Source organism: Amycolatopsis keratiniphila subsp. keratiniphila, from assembly GCF_001620365.2.
Lineage (GTDB): Bacteria > Actinomycetota > Actinomycetes > Mycobacteriales > Pseudonocardiaceae > Amycolatopsis > Amycolatopsis keratiniphila.
In genome coordinates this window covers 13,007-15,296 of record NZ_LQMT02000057.1, presented here as the reverse complement: position 1 = coordinate 15,296, position 2,290 = coordinate 13,007, and the positions used below count along the sequence as shown (strand labels likewise).

Below are 2,290 nucleotides of genomic sequence, written 5' to 3'. Positions count from 1 at the left end.
GGGGCCTTCACGTACTTCAGCCCGGGTAGAAGGGGTCCGCGTTGGTGACGGTGTGCGCCTGCGGCCGCCAGACCTCGCCCAGTTCGGAGGCGACCCACAGCCCGCCCGCGTCCGCGACCAGGTTCTGCCTGCTCGGGGCCGCCGTGACACCGTGCACCGGCGGAGTCAGGTTCGAGCTGTTGAAGGCGTCCATCCGCTGCCCGTCCAGCGGCACCTTGACCACCGGCAGCGAGGTCGACGACGTCGCGGCGATCAGGTGGTCCTGGGTCGCCCAGTCGACGTCGACCACGTCCTTGAGGTCGCGTTCCTGCAGTTTCCGCGGCGCCCGCAGGGCCACCGAGTCCGCCGTCCGCACGATCGAGGCGACCACCAGCTGCCCGTTGACCACCGCGGCCAGCCGTGACCCGTCGCGCGAAAGGCGCAGTTCGGTGATCTGCCCCAGCCCGGTGAGCATGGTCGCGTCGACGCCGGCCTTCACCCAGCGGCCGTCCGCGGCCAGGGTGACCCTGGCGACGGTGTTGTGGTCGACCACGGTCCAGACCTCGCCGGAGACCCCGCCGCCGCCACGGGCCACCGGACGCCAGGTGGGGCGGCTCAGGCTGCCGCCGAACAGGTCCACCGAAGCGAGGTCGTGCCCCAGATCGCCGACCCGGAGCCACTGCCTGCCGTCGCGTTCTTCGACCACCGCGAGCCGTTTGCCGTCGACGGACTGCGCGGCGCTGACGACCTTGTACCCGCCGTTGCCCGCGGGCCCGCCGACCGGCTGCCCGTCGCCGAGCGACCGGACCCTGCCGTTCACGGTCATCAGTCCCAGCAGTTCCGAGTTCGGCGCGATGTCCACGTTGTAGTTGGGCAGCTCGCTGGAGCGCCAGTATTCGTGCTCGGGCACCAGCGCGGTGCCGTCGGCCAGCAGCCGGACGCGGCTCAGCGTCACCGTCTGCAGCGACAGGACGATCTGCGCGGCGATCAGGTTCCGGTCCACGAGGCTGGCCCCGCCGACACCGGTCAGGTTGATGTCCAGTGTCCCGTCGTCCGTGCTGCGCACGTTGCTTTCGATGGTGACCTGGCCGCCGAGCAGATCCTTGACCGCGCCCTTCAACCCCTCCGACGGACCCTGCAGCACCAGGTCCATCACCCTGCCGGGCAATCCTGCCTGCGGTTTCGCCGCGACGTATCGCAGGTCGGGGACGAAGGCGCCGGAGTCCGGCGAGTAGAAGCTGATCGGCACCCGGAAGTAGTTGAGCGCGAAATCCTCGTCGGTGACGGCGAGTTCCTGCGGCGGGTCCACGATCCGCCACTGGCCGTTCGGCTGCTTCCGCAGCTTGAACTGCTGCGAGTACTCCGCCTTCACCGGCAGGAACGCGCTGTCGGGGCTGAGCGTGCCGAGTTTGAACCCGCGGACGTTCACCACCTGCTCGTCCGGGTTCCCCGACGACGACGAAGTGTCGTACACGGTGCCGAAGGTGTCGTCGATGATCGTCAGCCCGGGCGACGGCTTCCAGTTGCGCCGGGCGTCGTCGTCGAGGTAGACCCGCGCGGCCGCGCTCGCCGTGCCCGGGGCCGCCGAGTTGCGGATGAACTGGCGGGTGACGGTCAGCGGGTCGATCCCGGCCGCCGGTTCGGGGACGTCCGCGGGCGCCTGCCCTGGTTTGTCCCCGGAGACGACGACGGGCTGGGATTCGAGCGGGATGTTCGCGCAGCCTGCGACCAGCAGGAACACCGCGAGCAGGGACAGCAGCCGTTTCACCGGCCGACCTCCTCGGGCTCGGCGAGGATCGCGTCGGGCGCGGGCCGGACTTCGAGCAGTCCGGACGACCCGTGCGTATCGGTCGCCTTGTGATCGGGCGGGGGCAGGACCAGCGGGCTCTCCCCCATCGGCGTGTCCTGCCGCCGCGGCAGCACGAGCCGGAAGCAGGCACCGTGGCCGGTCTCGCCCCAGGCGTCGAGCACGCCGCCGTGCAACCGGGCGTCCTCCTGGCTGATCGCGAGGCCGAGGCCGGTGCCGCCGGTCCGGCGGTTACGGGATGGGTCGGCGCGCCAGAACCGGTTGAACACCAGTTCCGCCTCGCCGGGCCGGAGCCCGACCCCGCGGTCCCGCACGGTGATGGCGACCGCGGTCTCGTTGACCGCCAGCGTCAGCACCACCGGGTTCCCCTCGCTGTGATCCACCGCGTTCGCCAGCAGGTTGCGCAGGATCCGCTCGACGCGGCGCGCGTCGACCTCGGCGGGCGCCTCCTCGTCCGGCAGGACCAGTTCGACCGAGCTTCCCGCGTTGCCCGCGATCACCCGG

At 71.4% G+C, this 2,290-nt stretch carries 2 protein-coding genes; both read right to left on the bottom strand.

Going from position 1 to position 2,290, the window contains the following annotated elements; genetic code table 11:
• Nucleotides 1-16: 16 nt before the first annotated feature.
• Nucleotides 17-1,747: an LpqB family beta-propeller domain-containing protein gene (locus AVR91_RS41835; protein WP_063277743.1), complete on the bottom strand. Its 1,731-nt coding sequence runs from the start codon at nt 1,745-1,747 to the stop codon at nt 17-19.
• Nucleotides 1,744-2,290, bottom strand: a 547-nt coding sequence (locus AVR91_RS41830; protein ID WP_143254279.1) for an ATP-binding protein, incomplete at its 5' end; no start/stop codon positions are given. The genes AVR91_RS41835 and AVR91_RS41830, both read right to left, overlap by 4 nt.